The sequence below is a fragment of the Glaciihabitans sp. INWT7 genome (genome assembly GCF_014217685.1).
Lineage (GTDB): Bacteria > Actinomycetota > Actinomycetes > Actinomycetales > Microbacteriaceae > Lacisediminihabitans.
The window spans coordinates 536,657-555,404 of sequence record NZ_CP043653.1 but is presented as its reverse complement, the minus strand read 5'-3'; the positions used below and the strand labels follow the sequence as shown (position 1 = coordinate 555,404).

Annotated in this window: 17 protein-coding genes and 1 riboswitch; of the genes, 12 read left to right on the top strand and 5 right to left on the bottom strand. The window is 67.0% G+C overall.

The window, feature by feature from the left end; genetic code table 11:
• The first annotated feature begins 1 nt into the window (after nt 1).
• Complete coding sequence (locus tag F1C58_RS02735) at nt 2-556, top strand: GNAT family N-acetyltransferase (protein WP_185202496.1); 555 nt, start codon at nt 2-4, stop codon at nt 554-556.
• Nucleotides 557-572: 16 nt separating this feature from the next.
• Nucleotides 573-2,390: a hypothetical protein gene (locus F1C58_RS02730; protein ID WP_185202495.1), complete on the top strand. Its 1,818-nt coding sequence runs from the start codon at nt 573-575 to the stop codon at nt 2,388-2,390.
• 335 nt (nt 2,391-2,725) lie between these two features.
• On the opposite strand, the gene F1C58_RS02725 is transcribed toward F1C58_RS02730, so the two are convergent.
• Both F1C58_RS02725 and F1C58_RS02720 read right to left on the bottom strand, forming a co-directional pair.
• On the bottom strand, nt 2,726-3,616 hold the full coding sequence (locus F1C58_RS02725; protein WP_185202494.1) for a hypothetical protein: 891 nt from the start codon (nt 3,614-3,616) through the stop codon (nt 2,726-2,728).
• Nucleotides 3,617-4,015: 399 nt separating this feature from the next.
• Complete coding sequence (locus tag F1C58_RS02720; RefSeq protein ID WP_185202493.1) at nt 4,016-5,722, bottom strand: glycerol-3-phosphate dehydrogenase/oxidase; 1,707 nt, start codon at nt 5,720-5,722, stop codon at nt 4,016-4,018.
• A gap of 56 nt (nt 5,723-5,778) precedes the next feature.
• Between F1C58_RS02720 and F1C58_RS02715 the strand changes: the two genes are divergently transcribed.
• From F1C58_RS02715 to F1C58_RS02675, 9 genes are all read left to right on the top strand, one after another.
• Nucleotides 5,779-6,750, top strand: coding sequence for a sugar-binding transcriptional regulator (locus F1C58_RS02715; RefSeq protein WP_185202492.1), 972 nt, complete (start codon nt 5,779-5,781; stop codon nt 6,748-6,750).
• 53 nt (nt 6,751-6,803) lie between these two features.
• Nucleotides 6,804-6,959: riboswitch (FMN riboswitch) on the top strand.
• A gap of 89 nt (nt 6,960-7,048) precedes the next feature.
• Nucleotides 7,049-8,092 carry a bifunctional diaminohydroxyphosphoribosylaminopyrimidine deaminase/5-amino-6-(5-phosphoribosylamino)uracil reductase RibD gene (ribD, locus tag F1C58_RS02710; RefSeq protein WP_255461225.1) on the top strand — a complete coding sequence of 348 codons (1,044 nt, stop codon included), beginning with the start codon at nt 7,049-7,051 and terminating at the stop codon, nt 8,090-8,092.
• Nucleotides 8,092-8,706: a riboflavin synthase gene (locus tag F1C58_RS02705; protein ID WP_185202491.1), complete on the top strand. Its 615-nt coding sequence runs from the start codon at nt 8,092-8,094 to the stop codon at nt 8,704-8,706. Before ribD ends, F1C58_RS02705 begins: the two co-directional genes overlap by 1 nt.
• A complete protein-coding gene (gene ribB, locus F1C58_RS02700) occupies nt 8,703-10,025 on the top strand; it encodes a 3,4-dihydroxy-2-butanone-4-phosphate synthase (protein ID WP_185202490.1) in 1,323 nt (440 codons plus the stop codon). The genes F1C58_RS02705 and ribB overlap by 4 nt, the downstream gene beginning before the upstream one ends.
• The gene (gene ribH / locus F1C58_RS02695) at nt 10,022-10,492 is read left to right on the top strand and encodes a 6,7-dimethyl-8-ribityllumazine synthase (protein ID WP_185202489.1); all 471 of its coding nucleotides are present in this window, start codon (nt 10,022-10,024) and stop codon (nt 10,490-10,492) included. The genes ribB and ribH overlap by 4 nt, the downstream gene beginning before the upstream one ends.
• Before the next feature lie 34 nt (nt 10,493-10,526).
• The gene (locus F1C58_RS02690; RefSeq protein ID WP_185202488.1) at nt 10,527-10,673 is read left to right on the top strand and encodes a hypothetical protein; all 147 of its coding nucleotides are present in this window, start codon (nt 10,527-10,529) and stop codon (nt 10,671-10,673) included.
• A 1-nt stretch (nt 10,674) separates the two neighbouring features.
• The gene (locus tag F1C58_RS02685) at nt 10,675-11,109 is read left to right on the top strand and encodes a hypothetical protein (protein WP_185202487.1); all 435 of its coding nucleotides are present in this window, start codon (nt 10,675-10,677) and stop codon (nt 11,107-11,109) included.
• 76 nt (nt 11,110-11,185) lie between these two features.
• Complete coding sequence (locus F1C58_RS02680; RefSeq protein ID WP_185202486.1) at nt 11,186-12,457, top strand: MFS transporter; 1,272 nt, start codon at nt 11,186-11,188, stop codon at nt 12,455-12,457.
• Between the two features lie 135 nt (nt 12,458-12,592).
• Nucleotides 12,593-13,984: an MFS transporter gene (locus tag F1C58_RS02675; protein ID WP_185202485.1), complete on the top strand. Its 1,392-nt coding sequence runs from the start codon at nt 12,593-12,595 to the stop codon at nt 13,982-13,984.
• Nucleotides 13,985-14,058: 74 nt separating this feature from the next.
• On the opposite strand, the gene F1C58_RS02670 is transcribed toward F1C58_RS02675, so the two are convergent.
• Genes F1C58_RS02670 through F1C58_RS02660 form a run of 3 tightly spaced genes read right to left on the bottom strand, consistent with a single transcriptional unit; the run spans nt 14,059 to nt 16,711 of the window.
• Complete coding sequence (locus F1C58_RS02670; protein WP_185202484.1) at nt 14,059-14,940, bottom strand: ABC transporter permease; 882 nt, start codon at nt 14,938-14,940, stop codon at nt 14,059-14,061.
• A complete protein-coding gene (locus F1C58_RS02665; RefSeq protein ID WP_255461224.1) occupies nt 14,895-15,773 on the bottom strand; it encodes an ABC transporter permease in 879 nt (292 codons plus the stop codon). The genes F1C58_RS02670 and F1C58_RS02665 overlap by 46 nt, the downstream gene beginning before the upstream one ends.
• An 11-nt stretch (nt 15,774-15,784) precedes the next feature.
• Entirely contained in the window at nt 15,785-16,711 is a 927-nt protein-coding gene (locus F1C58_RS02660) for an ABC transporter ATP-binding protein (RefSeq protein ID WP_185202483.1), read from the bottom strand.
• A 126-nt stretch (nt 16,712-16,837) separates the two neighbouring features.
• Here F1C58_RS02660 and F1C58_RS02655 point away from each other — a divergent pair, with 126 nt between their 5' ends.
• Complete coding sequence (locus F1C58_RS02655; protein WP_185202482.1) at nt 16,838-18,706, top strand: ABC transporter ATP-binding protein; 1,869 nt, start codon at nt 16,838-16,840, stop codon at nt 18,704-18,706.
• The last annotated feature ends 42 nt before the right edge of the window (nt 18,707-18,748 follow it).

Below are 18,748 nucleotides of genomic sequence, written 5' to 3'. Positions count from 1 at the left end.
GGTGACGGCGCCGGTGCTTCGCACGGAGCGGCTGTGGCTCGATTCTCCAGTGCTCTCCGACCGTTATGCCGTTGCGGAATACTGTCGCGACCCGCTGTTCGAGACGCTGATGACCCTTCCGTGGCCCTATGAGCAGCGGCATGCCGATCACTTTCTGTACCGGGTGGTTCCCGGCGGTTGGCTCTCCGGAGACGAACTCACCTGGGCGGTGCGTGACACTGAGCATGGGCCACTTCTCGGGATCATCGGCTGGCGCCGTGAGCTGGGCGACATCGGGTTCTGGCTCGGTGCACCGCATCGCGGTCGCGGCCTGATGACCGAGGCCGTGGTCGCCGTGACCGACTGGCTCGCCGAGGAGTTGCGCCTCGCCGAGATCGCGTGGGAGTGCGTCGTCGGCAACGCGGCATCCGTCTCCGTCGCCCGCAAAGCGGGATTCGAGTACACCGGTGAGCGCCCCACCCAGCTGACGTTCCGTGACGGCACGCACCCCCTCGCCTGGCATGGCCGATTGAAGACGGCCGAGCCCCGGGCGGAGCGGCCCGGGTGGCCGGTATGACCGGGGGCGCTCGCCGGTGCGCGGTCTCGAGCCGCCGATGATCATCCTCTTCGCTGCACTCGCGCTCGCCGCTGTGCCATGGCTTCTTGCGCTGAGCAAACGCTTCGGGCTCGCGATCGCGGTGCCCGGCACCGCTGCAGCCGCGATCCTCGTGGCTCTCACGATGCTGCTGGTGAGCCACGCCACCCGGTGGGATATCGTCGCGACCCAGGTGGGAGGAGCGCTCATTTTCGCCGCCGTCGGCGCGCTGCTGTTGCGGCGCACACCCGGGGCGCTCCGCAAGCCGGGACGGCACGCGGTCGCCCTCTGGGTAGCGCCGATGCTCGGTGCTCTCGGGTGGATCGGAACCCTGGTCGCGTCGCAGTTCGTCCCCGGTGCCGCGCGGCTCAGCTGGGCCATGAACGGCGACGGTTTCAACAACCTCTTCTACGGCAACGTGATCCTGTCGGCCCGCGGCCTGGCGCTGGGCCAGTCCGAGAATCCTGTGCCGTTGCCGGCGTCACTTCTCGCGCTGGCGATGGCACCCGGCCGATCCTCGATCGCGAACCGTGACCTTCTAGCCCATGATCTCGCCTCTTTCACCATCATCTGGACGCTGATCTTCGCGGCGGTCTGCATCCTCACCGGCGCGGTGGTCGCCTCGCTCATCCCGAAGAGATATCCCGTTCTCGTCGGCGTCGCGAGCGCACTCGGATCGCTCCTGCCGCTCACCTGGTACGTCGCGGGCCTTCCCATGCAGTGGGGGTATTTCAACGCGAACGTGGTACTCCCCCTCCTGCTTTCGACCTGGCTGGTGTTTCTGGCGTCCCGCCGCTTCCCGATCGCCGCACTCGTCACCATCTCCGGCCTCACCACGCTCGTGCTGGCCACCTGGGCTCCGCTCGTGCTCGTTCCCGGTGCCCTCGCAATCGTGATCCTGGCGCGGGACTGGAAGCTCATCCGCTCGCTTCAGGGGCGCTCCGCGGTGATTATCGTGATCGCGGCGGCGCAGGTGATGGCCTGGGTGGCGATCGTCACGGTGCCGACATTCCTGGCTCAGGGGGATGCCCTCGAGATCGCCGGCCACGGATTCCCCTCCGCCTGGCCGATCGTGCCGGTGCTGCTAGTCGCTCTCGTCGGGCTCGCACTGCTCACCGCTCGGAAGACCCCGTTTCCTGTGCTGCCCGGCATGATCGCCGTCGTCGGCTCCAGCGTCGCAGCATCAGGAGCGTTGATCTACCTCGACCACGGGCAGGGCGACCCGTGGACCGCGTACTACCCCACGAAGCTCGCGTGGATACTCTCCGTCTTTCTGGTCATCATCGTGCTCTCGCTCGCCCTGGCCGCCGTCCGGGCACTCGTCTCGGATGGTCGGTGGGTGACGGTGGGTGTCGCGGCGGTCAGCGCCGCAGTCCTCTTGGCCTGCGCCGCCCTCCCTGCGGAGGGCCCCGCGGAGACGGTCGTGCGACAGCCGTTGACACGGATCCTCACCGGGTCGATCTGGCACACCGGCGACCGCGCGGTCTCGAAGATCCTGCGACTCTCCGACCCGCGCGACCCGGGCATCCTCTGGCAGTCCGGGGATCCGGATGAGGCGATGATCGACTTCTGGGTGCTCGTCACGCGGGGAGGGGATCTTCTCGGCGACCAGGAACTGAGGGCCATCGCCTTCGTGGCCTACCGCGAATACCGCGCGACGGGAACATTCGACGATTCCGACATCGCGCCGCTCTGCCGGATCGTGACCCTGATGGAATCGACGCCGACCGTGCATACCTCGAGTGCCGGACTCGAAGCCCACTTGCGCGACGCCTGCCCGGCAGTCACGCCGCGGGTCGTCGTGGATGAGCGGTGAGCTCGAGGGAAGGGGAGTCTCCCGTCCGCGGTGCTCGTCGACCCCGATGACACTCTGTTCGCGCACCGGCGGGCGGTGACGCGTGCCATCAGGGTCCATCGACCTCCCTCGGAGCGGGACGATCGGCGCGAGGAAGCCGAAGCGGGGCGCATCCGCTCCCTCGGGGAGCTGCCGCGGCTGCGGGCTGACAAGCCGCCCGCCGTTCAGTTTGCATAACTCCTGCAGACCGGCAGCGGACTGCCGAGTTCATGCGAAACCCCGGCGAGAAGGAGACCCTCGGAGAAAATCTGCAGGAGTTATGCGCCCGGCCCAGCGGTGGAGGGAGTGCGCCGAAGCTACAGAATGTGGACCCGATGGTGGTTCCACGCCGCCAGGAGCGCGAGGACAGCCTCCTGCACAGCGGTCGGGTCGAACATCGTGCGCTGATACGCCGGTCGAAGGCTCATATACCCCTGACGTGCCGAGTCGATATCCCGATTGCGATCACGCACGTGCATCTCCCAGCCGTCATGGGCGAGTCTGCTGTCGGCTTCGAGGATGAGGATGCCCTCCACGATCATGTCGACACGCCCGACTCCCGCCACCTCCACCTGGATGTCGCAGTGCAGGCCGAGTCGCCTCATCAGCAACCGCAGGATCGACTCCTGGCCGGCCTCTGATCGGCCGTCGAGCTGGCCAATCAGCGACCCGCACCGTTCGGGCACATGGCGGAAGAGCGCCCTGAGCTCGTCGAGCGAGAAGAGTCCCTGATGGAGGACGCTGTCGAGCGTGGCAATGGCATGCCACGGCTTTTGGCACCGGACCACCTGCGCCACCGCCTCGCGCACCCCGACGGCATGGTGCGAGACGTCGGTGCCGTCGAGGAGGGGCCACCAGTGCAACACAGAGTCGTCTCGCGCGCTATCGGAGAGGGTGATCGACCGTGAATGCGGCGAGCGCAGTCGCGATGCCGAGCGCGGGAGATGGATATGCGGCGTCGCAGAGTCCATGGCGAAGGCACCGAGCAGATGCAGAGCGGAGACACAGCCGAGGCGGCCGCCCACCCGCACCGCCTGAACAACAGGAGTCGGTGCGCCCGGAAGCACATAGTGATCCCGGCGTGGTCGCACGAGCGAGCCGCCGCGTACCGCACTCGTGAGCCCCGCGCCGGTGGCACCGTACGCGAGCAGCGTGCGCCGATCCGCCACCGTCAGGTTCAATTGGGCGAAGACCTCGTTCCACGTCATTGTGGGATCGTGACCGATGCGGTCGGCTTGGGGGGAGAGCCTCCCAGATCTGTGTACAGCTTGGCGCTCACCAGCCCGGTGCATAACTCCGGCTCGGCGCACTGCGCGGGTCAGTCCGTGCCGAGGCCGCAAGCATCGCAAACTCCCAGTTCGCGAAAAGCAGGAGTTATGCCGAGGGGCGATTCGCGAGAGGGCTCTGGTCCGTTCGACCGCCGGGCGCCACCCCAGGGTGTCGGTTCCGGCCGGAATCCCCACCGCCCCGTTGCATAACTCCTGCAATCTGCTCGCCAGTCTTCGGCTTTCTTGCGAAAACGCCGTCGATACGGGCCCAGCAGAGCAGAGTGGCACAAACTGCAGGAGTTATGCGGCAGGAGGCGTAGGGGGCGGAAGCAACCGCGGCTACTGGGTGACCACCGAAGGTTCGTCGGCGAAGACCTGACCGTGAAGCGTCGTGAGGGTCTCACGGGTCGCGGCGACCTCCGCGGCGCGCTGCTCGCCGGTCCAGCCGAGACTCGCGCCGACGACATCCGCCAGCTCTTCGATCATCGCAGCGGTCACCGCGCCGGTGAAGGCGAGATCGGTGCGACGGAGAAGCACGTCGTCGAGATGCACGACGCTCTCGGTGCGAACGAGGTGGTCGAGCTCGGCGGTGGTGTACAGCGCGGTCGTCTTCAGTGCTGCGTCCTCCGTGCCGGCGATCGCCGAGATGAACTTCGTCGCCCGCGTGCCGTACCGCGTCAACAGCTCGGCCACACAGGAGCGGGAGACGCCGACGGCGTTGGCGTGGATCCAGGCGTTGCGCGTGGGTTCGGTGGTGGGGAAGCCCGCTCCTCCGCCGATGGAGAGCGTGGTGGTGGATGCCGTGCGCTCCCGCTTGAGGATGGCGAGCACCTCGTTCGTCATGTGCTCGCCCAGCGCGCGGAATGTGGTCCACTTACCGCCGACGAGGCTGAGCAGCGGCGAACCGCCGAAGCTGCCCTTCTCGATGCGATAGTCGCGAGACACGAAGCCGGGAGCCTCGTCGTCGTGGCGGGGAAGAGGGCGGATGCCCGCATAGGTGAAGACGATCTGCGAGCGATCGACCGCGACATCCGGGAACACGTGAGAGACGAGGTTGAAGAAGTACTCGGTGTCGTCATCGGTTTCGATCATCGGGTCGCGCGGGTCGGCATCCATGTCGGTGGTGCCGACGAGCACGCGTCCCTTGATCGGGTAGATCAGCACGATGCGGCCGTCGTCGTTCTCGAAGAACAGCTCGCGACCCTTGGTGGCCGCGAACAGCTCGGGGTTGTCGAGCACGATGTGCGAGCCCTTGGTGCCGCCCATGAACTTGGTCGGAGCACCGAGGGCGTCGTTGGTGAGGTCGGTCCAGGGGCCGGAGGTGTTGACGATGACATCTGCGGTGAGCACGAACTCGTCACCGGTGACCCGGTCGCGCACGAGCACTCCACCATCGACGGAGCCGACGGCTTCCACGTAGTTCGCGCTTCGCCCGCCCGCAGCGACGCCATCGAGCAGCACATCGAGGCCGAGGCGCTCGGGATTGACCATCGCAGCGTCGTAGTAGGTCGCAGTGTACTTGAGGTCGGGATTGAGGGCCGGCTGGTCGGCGAGCGACTTGCGGCGGCCGTGGAACTGGTGACGCGGAACGCTGCCCCCGTCTCGCGAGAAGGAGTCGTAGAGGATGAGCCCCACCTTGATGAGCAGCGCACCGCGCTCGGTGGTGCTGCTCTGCTTGTGGGTGAGGAAGCGCAGCGGAGCCGCGGCCACACCGGAGAAGGTCGAGAAGATCGGGATGGTGGTCTGGAGGGGCTTCACGTAGTGCGGGGCGGTCTTGAGCAGCCGGTTGCGCTCCTGCACGGCCTCGCGCACGAGTCGGAACTCACCATTCTCGAGATACCGGATGCCGCCGTGGATCATGTGCGATGAGGCGGCGGAGGCTCCGGAGATGTAGTCGGAGCGCTCGATGAGCGTCACGTCGACGCCTTGGAGAGCGAGTTCACGGAAGGTGGCGGCACCGTTGATGCCACCCCCGATCACGAGCACCTGCGAATGCGGGTGCTCGGTGAGGGAAACGACATCGGTTCGAGGGGTTGAAGTGGTCATACACTCATAGTGCGCCGCATAGAGAGACTTTTCATGGCCCGTGAACGGATGTGCAGATGAACTTCACCGACAGCGACGGCGACAGCCGCACCGCCGACGCGCTGCGGGCGGCTCATCTCTACTACATCCAGAACCTGACGATGGATGCCATCGCCTCCGAGCTGCAGATCTCGCGATCATCCGTGAGCCGTCTCATCGCTTTCGCCCGAGATTCCGGGCTTGTGGAGATCCGCCTGCACTCGCCGATCGACCAACTCACCCAGTTGCAACACCAGTTGCACGAGCGCTACGGGCTCACCGCTCACATCGTGCCCGCGGGGGATGCCGCCACCGAAGTGGACCGCCTCGATCGTGTCGCCCTCTCCGCTGCACGGATTCTCACCGATTTCGTCGATTCGAACATGATCCTCGGTGTCGCCTGGGGGTCGACCATCGCATCGGTGAGCCGGCATCTCGTACGCAAACCGGTGCGCAACACCCAGGTCGTGCAGCTCAACGGCGCCGGGAATGCGCACACCACCGGTCTGGTCTATGCGAGCGAGATCATCGGCAGGTTCGGTTCCGCCTTCGGGGCGACCGTCCAGCAGTTCCCGGTGCCCGCCTTCTTCGACGACCCGGCCACCAAGGACGCCCTCTGGCGGGAGCGGAGCACCGCACGGGTGCTCGCGGTGCAGCGACGGATGGATGTCGCGGTCTTCGGCATCGGATCACCCAACGCCGACGTGCCGAGCCATGTCTACGCCGGCGGCTATCTGGACCGGGCCGACTACGACGAGCTCTCGCGCTCGCAGGTCGTCGGAGACATCGCCACGATGTTCTTCCGCGCCGACGGCACGCACGACGACATCCCCCTCAACGACCGCTCGAGCGGCCCCTCTTTCGAAGTGCTGATGAGGGCGCCCCGCCGAATCGCGGTGGTCTCCGGCCAGGCGAAGCTCCCCGCCCTCCGCGGTGCGGTCGCGACCAGAGCCATCACCGACCTCGTGGTCGACGAGGTCACGGCGACCCAGCTCGCGGCCATGGAGTGAGCACCCGGGAATATCCCCGCGTCCTCCACGTTGGATAGACTGAACCAAAGAAGTACGTGCTCCGGGGTCGGTGGAATTCCGAACCGGCGGTGACAGTCCGCGACCCGCTTCTCCAGAACATCGGAGGGGCGGTTGACTCGGTGGAATTCCGAGACCGACGGTAATGAGGCTCGAAAGAGCCTCTCAGTCCGGATGAGAGGAAGCACGCGTGTTCGCCTTCGGGTGCGCACGAACGATGTCGGCGACCGTCGACACCGTTCCCGGAGTCCGTCTTCGATACGAAGATTCGAGATTCCGGATGACGGCCCCATCGGCAGGCACAGCGCACGAGATGCTGATGCGCCATGCGCTGTCTCTCGCCGCGAACGGGCCGTCGACGGGTGTGAATCCGCAGGTCGGCTGCGTGCTGGTGGATGCCTCCGGCGTCATCGTCGCCGAGGGCTGGCACCGCGGAGCCGGCACGCCCCACGCCGAGGTGGACGCGCTCTCTCAGGTGACGAGCGCCAAGGGTCTCACCGCCATCGTCACGCTCGAGCCCTGCAACCACCAGGGGCTCACGGGTCCGTGCTCTGAGGCATTGATCTCCGCCGGAGTCGACAGTGTCGTCTTCGCCGTTTCCGACCCGGGAGAACGTTCCGGGGGCGGGGCAGAGCGACTGCGTGAGGCCGGTGTGCAGGTCGAGGGCGGAGTCCTCGTCGAGGAGGCATCGGAAGCCCTCCGCGGATGGCTCACCGCCGAACGCCTGCACCGTCCGTTCGTCACCGTGAAGTGGGCATCGAGCCTCGATGGCCGCGCCGCTGCGGCGGATGGCTCGAGCAAGTGGATCACTGGCACCGCCGCACGCCAGAGAGTGCATGAGCAGCGGGAACAGTCCGACGCCATCCTGGTCGGCACGGGAACGGTGCTGGCCGACGACCCGAGCCTCACCGCCCGCGGAGACGGCGGGGAACTCATGCCGCACCAGCCCATCCCGGTGGTGGTCGGAGAGCGCGCGATCCCCGCGGCCTCTCGGGTGATGGCACACCCCCGCACCCCGATCATCACGGGCAGCCGGGATCTGCCGACGATTCTCGACCAGCTGTTCGCCCGGGGCATCCGTCACGTCTTCGTCGAGGGCGGGCCGACGCTGGCGAGCGCCTTCGTCGCCGCGGGGCTCGTCGACGAATACCTCGTCTACCTCGCCCCGGTGCTGCTCGGCGGCGAGCGCCTCGCCCTCACCGACATCGGTGTCGGCACGATCGGCGACGCCCGGCGTCTCTCGATCGACCGGATCGAATCACTGGGTGACGACCTGCTCGTCGTCGCCCGACCAGCCAACGTCTCCACCAAGAAAGGCACCTGATGTTCACCGGAATCATCGAAGAACTCGGCGAGGTCGTCGAGTGGCAGCCGACCCCGGATGCGGCGCGACTCACGATCCGCGGCCCGCTCGCGGTCTCGGACGCGGGCCACGGCGATTCGATCTCGGTGAGCGGGGTCTGCCTCACCGTCGTGGACAGGGGCGAGGACTGGTTCACCGCCGACGTCATGGCCGAGACCATCGCGATGTCGACCCTCTCGGGCGTCACGGCCGGATCCCGTGTCAACCTCGAGCGCGCCGCCCAGGTGGGCGACCGGCTCGGCGGCCACATCGTGCAGGGCCACATCGACGGCACGAGCAGCCTGCTCAGCATCACCGAGGGAAGCGCCTGGCGGGTGCTGCGGTTCTCGCTCGCACCGGACGTCGCTCCCCTCGTCGCCCGCAAGGGCTCGATAGCGGTCGACGGCGTCTCCCTCACCGTGAGCGCCGTCGGCGCGGACTGGTTCGAGGTCTCCCTCATCCCGGAGACCCTCGCCGTGACGACCCTCGGCCTCAAGACCGTCGGCGACACTGTCAACATCGAGACCGACATCCTGGCGCGGCACGTGGCACGCCTCGCCGAGACATCAGCCACAACCGGAAGGAGCGAGTCATGAGTCTCGCTGACATCCCCACCGCCCTCGAAGAACTCCGGGCGGGCAAACCGATCATCGTCGTGGACGACGAAGGCCGGGAGAACGAAGGCGACGTCGTGCTCGCGGCCGAATTCGCCAGCCAGGAATGGCTCGCGTGGCTGGTCCGCAACAGCTCTGGATTCATCTGCGCCCCGATGACGAACGAGATCGCCGACCGCCTCGAGCTGCCGATGATGGTCGTCAACAACGAGGACCCGCGCGGCACCAACTACACGGTCTCGGTGGACGCCGCGGATCGCATCAGCACCGGAATCAGCGCCGCCGACCGCGCCCACACACTGCGGGTGCTCGCCAACCTCGACTCGACGCCGTCGAGCGTGCACCGCCCGGGCCACATCATGCCGCTGCGGGCCCGGGACGGCGGAGTGCGGGAACGCGACGGGCACACCGAGGCGACCGTCGATCTGCTCAAGCTGGCCGGTCTCACCCCGGTCGGAGCCATCTCGGAGATCGTCGCCGAAGACGGCGAGATGATGCGCCTTCCCGAGCTCATCCAGCTCGGACTTCGCGAGGGAATCGCGGTCATCACGATCGAATCGCTCATCGAATTCCTCCAGGCCGAGCACTGCGATACCGCGGTGCCGCTGGCGGTGCCGATTCCCGAGACGTCGAGGGTGACCTTCGAGGTCGAGACGAGCATCCCCACGCGCCACGGCTCGTTCCGCTTCCGCGCCTACCGGGACCGGATGACCGGAGCGGACCACCTCGCCATCATCAGCGGAACCCCGCAGAACGGCGCGCTGATCCGCGTGCACTCCGAGTGCCTCACCGGTGAGGTGTTCGGCTCGCTGAAATGCGAGTGCGGACCGCAGCTGGATGCCGCCCTCGACCAGATCCAGGCCGAAGGCGGAGTCGTCATCTACATGCGCGGCCACGAGGGGCGCGGCATCGGTCTCATCAACAAGCTGAAGGCCTACCGCCTGCAGGAAGACGGGCTCGACACCCTCGACGCGAACATCGCGCTCGGCTTCCCCGCCGACGGTCGCGACTACAGCGCGGCCGTGGCGATCCTCGAGGACCTCGGCCTCAGCGAGGTACGGGCGATCACCAACAACCCGGAGAAACTGCGCCAGCTGCGCGACCGCGGAATCACGGTCACCGAGCAGGTGCCTCTCGTGGTCGGCGTCGGCGACTTCAACGAGCAGTACCTGGAGGCGAAGCGCGACCGCATGGGCCACATCCTTCCCAGCACCACAGAATTGCGTGGCGACACCGAACTCGAACGGTCTGCGCGGGCACACCAGCGCATCCTCGAAACCCCGAAAGGACACCTCGCATGAGCGGCGACGGAGCACCAGAGATCATCACCGACGGCACCGGCCTCAAAGTCACCATCGTGGCCGGGCGCTGGCACGAAGCAATCACGGACGGACTGCTTGAAGGCGCGCGGCGAGTGCTCGCGGCATCCGGCGCCGAGGTGACCGAGCTGCGCGTGCCCGGCAGCTTCGAGCTTCCTGTGGTCAGCAAAGCAGCTCTTGACGCAGGAGCGGATGCGGTGGTCGCCCTCGGTGTGATCATCCGTGGCGGCACCCCGCACTTCGAGTTCGTGTCGGATGCCGCGACGAGCGGCCTCACCCAGGTGGCGATCCTCACCGGCAAGCCCGTCGGTTTCGGTGTGCTCACCCTGGAAGACGAGCAACAGGGACTCGACCGCGCCGGACTGGCCGGGTCGAAGGAGGACAAGGGCGCGGAGGCCGCCGAGGCCGCCCTCGCCACCGCCGTCATCATCCGTGGCCTGTCCCGCTGATTTCGTCGGACTCGCTGAAAGGTAGGCTGGCTGCGTGAGCAACCCCTTCAAGATCCTGATCGTCCTCGCCATCGTGATCGCGGTGGTGCTCGCAGCGGGGTTCACCTATATCGTGTTCCTGAAGGATCCCGGCAAGGTCTCGCGCAGTCTCAGCAGCCATTCCGTCATCGAACCGGCCTGACGTGCAGCCGCAATCGCGGCTTCAGGTGCGGCTCATCGCGGTCGTCGCGGCGGTGGTCACCGTGGCGTTGGTCATTCTCATCGTGAGCCTCAATTCGGGATCCCGGCCCGCCCTGACGCCGATCACGAGCATCCAGTACAGCCAGTCCAAGGCGGTCGAGGGATTCACCGCCTCCTCGCACGAGACGACGGACGCGGCACGCATCGCCGCGTTCACCGCACTCGTCACGAAGTATTCGATCGATGTCCTGAACTTCGACCAGACCCTGAATGACGTGTGCACCGGGGGGCTCGCGACCGACATCACGCTGCGCTTCGCCGACTCGAAGCCGGCGAAGCTGCGCGTCTACGACTGCGGGCGCACCGTGCCACGCGGCACCTTCGTGAGCGACGCTTCCGCGTTGTTCACCGGGTGGCGGGCAGAGGACGACGGCTAGCTCCCGAACTGGGGGCATCCACGGGCCATCGCGTCGGCACACTGGCGACTATTCTGGCGTCGGAGGAGCCTGACGTATGACTGCACCCGCACTACCCGCCGCGTTCACTCCCTTCGCCGAGCCGCGACGGAAGGTGCCGGCGCGCTGGATCACCCTCTTCGCCACGGCCTGGCTCGGCATCTGGATGGCGCAGCTCACCCCCATTCAACTTCTGCTGCCGAAACAGATCGGCGAGCTCTTCACCACCACCGATTGGGTGTCGACAGTCGTCGCCTTCGGAATCATCTCCGGCATCGCGGGGGCCTGCGCGCTCATCGTCTACCCGGTCACCGGGGCGCTCTCCGACCGCACGACTTCGCGCTTCGGCCGGCGGCGACCGTGGATCTTCATCGGCACTCTCGTCTTCGCGATCTCCCTGTTCCTGCTCGGCATCCAGACCACGATCGCGGGAGTCGGGGTCTTCTGGTCGCTGGCCCTCAGCGGATTCTGCATCGTCTCGGCCGCCATCACTGCCACGATCTCCGACCAGGTGCCGGTGAACCAACGCGGCTTCGTCTCCGGGTGGGTGTCGGCGCCCCAGGCGGTCGGCACGGTCCTCGGTATCGTGCTCGTGCTCACTCTCGTGCTCAGCACTTTCGTCGGTTACGCCCTCATGGCGGTGCTGCTGATCGTCTTGGTGATGCCGTTCCTGCTGCTCATCCCGGATGAGGTGCTGCCTCGGGTACTCCGCGCGCCCTTCACCTTCGGGAGCCTGGTCCGCGGGTTCTGGATCAACCCGATCCGCTTCCCCGACTTCGGGTGGACACTGCTCGGCCGCATCCTCGTGAATCTCGGGAACGCCCTCGGCACCACGCTGCTGCTCTACTTCCTCATGTACGGCCTGGGGAGGGGCAAGTCGGCAGAAGACGACCTGCTTCTGCTCACCATGATCTACCTGGTCTTCTTCATCGCGGCGGCCCTCGGCTTCGGCAAGCTCAGCGACCGCATCGGCCAGCGCAAGGTGTTCGTCTACGCCGCCGCCTACCTGCAGGCGCTCGCCGCCCTGCTTCTCGCCTTCGTGCCCGCCCTCCCCGTCGCCATGGCCGCTGCGGGTCTCCTCGGCCTCGGATACGGATGCTTCATGGCCGTCGACCAGGCCCTCGCGACCCAGGTGCTGCCCGACTCCCACAGCCGGGGCAAGGACCTCGGCATCATGAACATCGCCACCGCGGTGCCCCAGGCCTTCGCTCCGCTCCTCGGCGCGTTCGTGGTGGCCGCCCTCGGCGGGTTCACCGCCCTCTTCATCTGCTCGGCCATCGCGGCGGCGCTCGGCGGTCTCGCCATCCTGCCGATCAAGGGCGTGCGGTAGCGCCTCCCCGCACTGCGCCGAGCCCTTCTTCCCCGTCGACACGCGCTCCGCGGGGCAGAGTGGACATCACGGCCTACCCCCGAACGCGGGGTAGGGTCGGAGGCGGTCATCCACGTCTCTAGGGAGCAGTCGCTCATGTCATCATCCGCCGCCACCGTCGCCGCCCCCGCGAATCCTCGCTCTCGAGTGATTCTTGCGAGCCTCATCGGAACGTCGATCGAGTTCTACGACTTCTACGTCTATGCCACCGCGGCGGTGCTGGTGTTCCCGGCCCTGTTCTTCCCCACACAATCCCCGGCGACCGCCCTTCTCAGCTCCTTCGCCGTGTTCGGGGCCGCATTCGTAGGTCGTCCGCTCGGATCAATCCTGTTCGGTCATTTCGGCGACCGCATCGGGCGCAAGGGCACCCTCATCGCCTCCCTCCTGACCATGGGCATCGCGACCTTCCTCATCGGCTGCCTGCCGTCGGCCTCCACCCCCGGCTGGACCGTGCTCGCCCCGCTGCTGCTCGTGATCTTCCGTTTCGCGCAGGGCATCGGCCTCGGCGGGGAGTGGAGCGGGGCGGCCCTGCTGGCCACCGAGAACGCCCCGGCCGGAAAGCGCGCGATCTATGGCACGTTCCCGCAGCTGGGCGCGCCGATCGGCTTCATCGTGGCCAATGCGCTCTTCCTCGTGCTCAATCTCTCGATGAGTCCCGCCGCCTTTGCCGCCTGGGGCTGGCGGATCCCCTTCCTCGCCAGCGCGCTGCTCGTGATCGTCGGCCTCTACGTGCGGTTCCGCCTGGTCGAGGCTCCGGCCTTCACCCAGGTGATCAAGAAGGGTGCTGTCGCTCGGGTGCCGCTCGCGCTGGTATTCCGCAGCAGCTGGCGCCAGCTGATCCTCGGCACCTTCATCATGCTGGCCACCTACGTGCTCTTCTACCTGATGACGACCTTCATGCTGGCCTTCGGCACCTCCGCGAAGACCGTGGATGTCGCCGCGGCCGCCGCCAAGGCCGCGGGCAAACCGTTCGACCCCTCCGCTTTCGTGCCGGGGCTCGGGTACACGCGCAATGAGTTCCTGATCATGCTGATCATCGGGGTCGTGTTCTTCGGCATCTTCACCCTGGTCTCAGGCCCGCTTGCCGAACGCTTCGGTCGGCGACGGATGCTCAGCCTCGTCACGATCGGCATCATCGTCTTCGGGCTGCTGTTCGTGCCGCTCTCGGGCGGCGGCATCGTGGGGGTCATGGCGTGGCTGATCCTCGGCTTCTCGCTCATGGGACTCACATTCGGACCGATGGGTGCGCAACTGCCGGAGCTCTTCGCCACCAACGTGCGCTATACCGGCTCGGGGATGAGCTACAACCTGTCCAGCATCATCGGTGCCGCGGTCGCGCCGTACATCGCGCTTGCGCTGTGGGCACTCGCCGGCGGCAGCACGATCCTCGTCGGCCTCTACCTCTCGTTGGCTGCTGTGATCACCCTGGTGGCGTTGCGGTTGACCCGGGAGACCCGCGACAGCGACTTCACGACGATCGTGGAATAGTCCTCTCTGCGCGGCGCCGCGATGCGGGGCGCAGCGATCGACTCCGGGCGGTGGCCAGGCGAATCCGAAGGGACTCAGTCGAGGAACAGCGCGCGAAGGCGCCGGGTCATGAAGATCAGGCCGACCCCGATCATGACCACGAAGTAGAGCACGTGCCCGAGCATCGCAAAGCTGAGCGCACCGGTGGTGAGGCCCCGGATGAGCTCGACACCATGCCACAGCGGAAGCGCCTGGATCACCCACTGGATGACCTGCGGATAGACGCTCAGCGGGTAGAAGGTGGCTGAGAACAGGAACATCGGCAGCAGGGCGAAGTTGATCCAGTCCATCTGCTGGAAGCTCTTCATGTAGCTGGTGATCGCCATGCCGAGGCTCGCGAAGCCGAAGGCGACGAGCACCACGGCCGGAAGCGCCAGGATCGCGGTCCAGGCCAGGTTGAGCCCCAGCGCCTGCATCACCAGCAGGAAGCCGGCGGCGTAGACGACGCCGCGCAGCAGGGCGAGGAAGATCTCCCCGAGCGCGACATCCAGCGGCCCGAGGGAGGTCGCGAGCATGCCCTCGTAGAGTCGCGCGAACTGCATCTTGAAGAAGACGTTCCACGTGGAGTCGAAGATCGCCCCGTTCATGGCCGAGACGGCGAGCAGCGCGGGAGCGATGAATGCCGCGTACGGCACCTGCTGGCCCGTCGACGTGGTGACCGCGCCCACGAGAGCCCCGAGCCCGATGCCCAACGAGAGCAGGTAGAAGATCGGCTCGAAGAACCCGCTGACCACGATCAGCCAGTTGGTGCTTCGGGTGGCGAGGAGCCCGCGCTCGATCACCGAGCGGGAGTTGCCGGCGTACAGTGCGCCGAGGCCTCTGCGGCGCGGTCGCGGCTCCGGCCGAACCGGGGCGAAGGTCGGTGTCGCAGTCACTTGTCGAGCCTCCTCGTGACGACCCGCTGGGTGCGCAACCATCCGTAGACGCAGAGGGCGAGGGGGAACAGGATGTGCACGGCCACGAGCCAGCCCGGCTCGACATTGCCGTAGCTCACGTCCCGTCCGAGCTGCGTGCCGTGCCAGAGCGGCGAGATCCAGCCGATCCACTGCAGGTAGATGGGCATCTGGGTGAGCGGGAAGAAGGTGCCGGAGAACAGCAGGAGCGGCGCGATGATGAACCGGCGGATGAAGGCGGGCTGGCCCGCATCCGTCTCGACAGTGGCCATGTAACTGGCGATCACGAGCCCGAATGCCATGCCGGTGAGCAGCGAGATCGGCACGGTGAGGAAGCCCCAGAAGTCGGGCACAGCCCCGAACGCGAGCATGATCAGGTAGTAGATGATGCCGGTGGGGAGCACCCGGGCGATCACGGAGATGAAGATGCCGTTCACGATCTGGTTGCCGGAGATCGGCGCCGCGTTCATGCCGAAGAAGATCGGATTCCACTTGAAGCCCATCAGGATCGGGTAGGTGCACTCCTCCGACGCCGCCTCCACCGCGGCCGAGGCGATCAACGCGGGCGCCACGAACGCGAGGTAGCCCACTCCCCCGAACGCGTCGCCCTGGTTCTTGTCGACGAGGGTTGCGAGCCCCACTCCGAGGGCGAAGAGGTAGATGACCGGACTGCCGATCGCCGTCGCGAGCAGCGTCTTGTAATACGAGTTGATGCCACGGATGCGGTGCTCCGCGACATACCAGGATCCCCATCTCCGGGGCTTGACCCCGCCGGCGAGGGCGGTGTCGCGCGCGTCAACCGGGGAGGCCGACTTCACGGTGCCCATCCGATCGGTGCTCGTCCGATCGGTGCTCATCCGATCGCCGCTCATTCGATCAGGCTCCGTCCGGTGAGTCGCAGGAACACGTCTTCGAGGCTGGAGCGACGCACCAGGCTCGTGATCGGGTGCAGCCCCCGTCGTGTGATCTCGGCGAGCACAGCGTCACCGTCTTCGCTGTAGACGAGGATGCGGTCGGGCAGTACCTCGATGCGCTCCCCGACCCCGGCGATCTGCTGCGCCACCTCCGCATTCCGCTCTGACCCGAAGCGCAGCTCGGCGACCTCCCTGGTGGAGTACTGGCGGATGAGCTCGGCCGGAGCGCCCTCGGCCATGATCGTGCCCTTGTCCACCACGATCAGGCGATCGCAGAGCTGCTCGGCCTCATCCATGTAGTGGGTGGTGAGCACCAGCGTGGTGCCCTGCTCCTTGAGCCGGAACAGTCGATCCCAGAGGATGTGGCGGGCCTGGGGGTCGAGACCGGTGGTCGGCTCGTCGAGCAGCAGGATGCGCGGCTCGTTCATGAGCGAGCGCGCGATGGTGAGCCGGCGCTTCATGCCGCCCGAGAGGTCGTCGACCTTGGACTTCTTGCGGTCCGAGAGTTGGGCGAACTCGAGCAGCTCATCGGCGCGACGCCCGCACTCCGCGATGCTGATGCCGAAGTAGCGCCCGTAGACGATGAGGTTGTCGCGCACCCGGAGTTCGGTGTCGAGGTTGTCCTGCTGGGGCACTACGCCGAGTTGGGAGCGGATCTCTGGCCCGTTCGCATCCGGATCGAGGCCGAGGATGCTGAGGTCACCGCTCGTGCGGGTGGAGACGGCTCCCACCATCCGCATGGTGGTGGACTTCCCCGCGCCGTTCGGACCGAGCAGCCCGAAGGACTCCCCCGGCGCGACCTCGAAGGAGAGGCCGTCGACGGCGGCGAAGTCCTTGTATTTCTTGGTGAGGAGACTGGCGGCGATGACAGGGATAGGCACGATGATCCACCATAACCACTCCCCGGGACATAGTGCGAGCCTCGCTCATGCTCCCTGCGGAGTACGATCTCCCAGCACTGCCGTGCCTAAGCTTGATTGTTCGCCTCGCCCAACGGAAACGACATCATGAGCACAAGCACGCCATCCCGCCCCTCCCGCTCTCCCTTCTCCCGCCCGAAGAAGGACGACGGGCCGCGCGCGAGCTTCAGCCAGCTTCTGCCCTACCTGCTCGAACACAAGAAGGTGCTCGGCATCGTCATCGCCCTGAGCGTGCTCGGGGCCGCGACCTCCCTCGGGCAGCCGCTGCTGGTGAGCCAGGTGATCGCGCGGGTGCAGAAGAACGATCCCCTCGGCGCCCTCGTGTACCTGCTCGTCGCACTGGTCGTGATCTCCGCGATCCTCTCCGGGGTGCAGCACTACCTCCTGCAGCGCACCGGCACGAGCGTCGTGCTCTCCGCGCGCCGACAGCTCGTGCGGCGCATGCTCCGGCTTCCGATCAGCGAGTTCGACACGCGGCGCACCGGCGATCTCGTCTCCCGCGTCGGATCCGACACCACTCTGCTCTACGCGGTCCTGACCCAGGGCCTCGTAGACGCGATCGGTGGCGCCCTCATCTTCCTCGGCGCCCTCATCGCGATGCTCGTCATCGATCCCGTGCTTCTCGGTCTGACCGTGCTGGTCATCGCCGTCTCGGTGGTCACGGTCGTGCTGCTGTCCGGCCGGGTGCGGGTCGCGAGTCGCAAGCAGCAGGAGAAGGTGGGTGATCTCGCCGCCTCCGTCGAGCGCGCGCTCGGAGCCATCCGCACCGTGCGTGCGTCCAATGCCACCGATCGCGAGACCGCGGCGATCGAGAAGGACGCCAAGGGCGCCTGGGAGATGGGCATCCAGGTCGCGAAGATCTCGGCTCTCGTCGTGCCGATCGCCGGAATCGCCCTGCAGGTCTCTCTGCTCGTGGTGCTCGGTGTCGGAGGTTTCCGGGTCGCTAGCGGTGCCATCACCATCGCCAACCTGGTGGCCTTCATCTTCTTCCTCTTCATGCTGATCATGCCGCTCGGGCAGGCCTTCGGCGCGATCACCTCGGTGAACCAGGCGCTCGGTGCGCTCGGGCGCATCCAGGAGATCGTGACGCTTCCGAGTGAGGCAGAGCTCGACGGGGCGATCGAACCCGCTGCGCCGATGCCCTCGGATTCCGCGATCAGCTTCCACGACGTGACCTTCACCTACCCGGCGGCTCCGGTCGTCCCCCCGCAGCCCGGATCCGTCACCGACCACGTCGCGCAGTCCGAGCTCGTCGAGGAGTCTGCGCCCAAAGACCTCACGGTGCTCCACGGGGTCTCCTTCGACGCCCCGCGAGGGCAACGCACCGCGCTGGTCGGTCCGTCCGGCGCCGGTAAGAGCACGATCCTCGCGCTCATCGAGCGTTTCTACGATCCGACTTCCGGATTGGTGCGATTGGGAGGCATCGACATCCGTGGGCTCGATCGTGAAGCCCTGCGTGCCCAGATCGGGTATGTGGAACAGGATGCCCCGGTGCTCGCAGGATCCCTGCGCGACAACCTCACCCTCGGCGCCCCGGACGCCACCGACGAGGAGTGCATCAGAGTGCTCCACGACGTGAATCTCACCGCGGTGCTCGAGCGCAGCGACACGGGCCTGGATGCGGCGGTCGGCGAGGAGGGCGTGATGCTCTCCGGCGGCGAGCGCCAGCGCCTCGCCATCGCACGCACACTGCTCGCGGCTCCTCCCATCCTGCTGCTTGACGAGTCGACGTCGTCTCTCGATGGGCTCAACGAGCAGCTGCTCCGAGAGGCGATCGATGCCGTCGCCGAGAACCGCACCCTGATCGTGATCGCACACCGCCTCTCCACCGTGGTCGACTCCGACCAGATCGTGGTGCTCGACCACGGACGCGTCGTCGGTGTCGGGACTCACTCCGAACTCGTGAAGAGCACCCCGCTGTACCGCGAACTCGCGAAACACCAGCTGCTCGTCTGACCTCTCCCGCGCTCCTCGTCAATCAGGAACCTCTGCGACGGA

Bases quoted from the DNA above. Each gene is read 5' to 3' on its own strand.
- F1C58_RS02725 (WP_185202494.1), bottom strand. From the start codon at position 3,616: ATGACGTGGAACGAGGTCTTCGCCCAATTGAACCTGACGGTGGCGGAT.
- F1C58_RS02720 (WP_185202493.1), bottom strand. From the start codon at position 5,722: ATGACCACTTCAACCCCTCGAACCGATGTCGTTTCCCTCACCGAGCAC.
- F1C58_RS02715 (WP_185202492.1), top strand. From the start codon at position 5,779: ATGAACTTCACCGACAGCGACGGCGACAGCCGCACCGCCGACGCGCTG.
- ribD (WP_255461225.1), top strand. From the start codon at position 7,049: ATGACGGCCCCATCGGCAGGCACAGCGCACGAGATGCTGATGCGCCAT.
- F1C58_RS02705 (WP_185202491.1), top strand. From the start codon at position 8,092: ATGTTCACCGGAATCATCGAAGAACTCGGCGAGGTCGTCGAGTGGCAG.
- ribB (WP_185202490.1), top strand. From the start codon at position 8,703: ATGAGTCTCGCTGACATCCCCACCGCCCTCGAAGAACTCCGGGCGGGC.
- ribH (WP_185202489.1), top strand. From the start codon at position 10,022: ATGAGCGGCGACGGAGCACCAGAGATCATCACCGACGGCACCGGCCTC.
- F1C58_RS02680 (WP_185202486.1), top strand. From the start codon at position 11,186: ATGACTGCACCCGCACTACCCGCCGCGTTCACTCCCTTCGCCGAGCCG.
- F1C58_RS02675 (WP_185202485.1), top strand. From the start codon at position 12,593: ATGTCATCATCCGCCGCCACCGTCGCCGCCCCCGCGAATCCTCGCTCT.
- F1C58_RS02670 (WP_185202484.1), bottom strand. From the start codon at position 14,940: ATGGTTGCGCACCCAGCGGGTCGTCACGAGGAGGCTCGACAAGTGACT.
- F1C58_RS02665 (WP_255461224.1), bottom strand. From the start codon at position 15,773: ATGAGCACCGATCGGACGAGCACCGATCGGATGGGCACCGTGAAGTCG.
- F1C58_RS02655 (WP_185202482.1), top strand. From the start codon at position 16,838: ATGAGCACAAGCACGCCATCCCGCCCCTCCCGCTCTCCCTTCTCCCGC.